The following is a 1,029-nucleotide window of genomic DNA, read 5'->3' as shown; positions in this document are numbered from 1 at the left end:
CCATGGCAGTTGTGGGTTGTGGTGGATGCGGTGGATGCCTTGTTCGGTGGCGTCTGCGACGTCGGCGAGGTGGTCGCCGGCGAGGTTGGCGAGTTCACGTTTCTTGAGTGAGGACCACAGCAGCTCGACCGGGTTCAGTTGGGGTGCGTAGGCGGGTAGCCGTTCCAGGGTGAGCCAGTCCTGTTCGGCGACGTAGGCTCGCATCGCCCGGCTCCAGTGGGCGGACAGGCCGTCCCAGACCAGGACCACTCGCTCGCCGCGGTAGAACACCTTCATCTGCTCCAGGACCTCGATGAGGGCCGTGGTGTCGTAGCTGCCGGGCTTGAGGTGGAAGCACAGGCGGGCCCCGCGGTCAGGGTCGGTGGAGTGGTATCCCAGGGCCCCGGCCATCGACGCCCGCTTCCAGTTCAGCCGGTGCCGCAGCAGCGGAGTCCGGCCCCGGGGAGCGTAGGTGCGGCGGATCTGAGGGAGCAAGGAGACGCCTGATTCGTCGAGAAAGACGATCCAGGCACGTGTGTTCACAGCCCCTTTTTGATGCGCGGCCACTCGTGCGCGATCCAACGGGCGATCTCCGACTCGTCCCGCTCGACAGCCCTCCGCTCGGGCCGTTGCAGGCTCCACCCGAGCCGGCCGGTCAGCAACCGCCACACCGATGCCCTCGACAACACCACCCCCGTCACCCGCTCCACGACCACGCCGACCCGTTCCAGGGTCCACAGGTCGGCCTCGAAACCATGAGCCTGGGCACCTTGCTCCAACGCGACCCGGACCATCTCGACCTGGGCATCGTCCAGCTTGGGCGGACGACCGGTAGCTGCCCGTCTCCGCAGGGCCGAAGCACCGCCTTTCTCCCACACCCGCCGCCAGCGCCGCACACTCTCAGCACACACCCCCACCGCCCTCGCGATCTCCGCACTCGAGACGCCGCCCTCGAACAACTCAACCGCCCGAACACGCCGCGCCTCCGCCAACTGAGGCCTCGACAACGGAGGAAGGGAGGAACCGGCAACCGAAGAGGAAGGTTGATAC

2 protein-coding genes are annotated in these 1,029 nt (G+C 67.5%); both read right to left on the bottom strand.

What is annotated here, in order from left to right; translation table 11 throughout:
- A partial coding sequence (locus tag NBG84_RS40295; RefSeq protein ID WP_250924714.1) for a transposase occupies window positions 1–522 on the bottom strand: 522 nt, incomplete at its 3' end.
- Window positions 519–971, bottom strand: a complete 453-nt coding sequence (locus NBG84_RS40290) for a winged helix-turn-helix domain-containing protein (protein WP_285369034.1) — start codon at window positions 969–971, stop codon at window positions 519–521. The genes NBG84_RS40295 and NBG84_RS40290, both read right to left, overlap by 4 nt.
- Window positions 972–1,029: the final 58 nt, after the last annotated feature.

Source organism: Streptomyces albipurpureus (assembly GCF_023701525.1).
GTDB classification, from domain to species: Bacteria; Actinomycetota; Actinomycetes; order Streptomycetales; family Streptomycetaceae; genus Streptomyces; species Streptomyces albipurpureus.
Note: the sequence above shows the minus strand (reverse complement) of the source record. Positions and strands in the feature narration are given on the sequence as shown.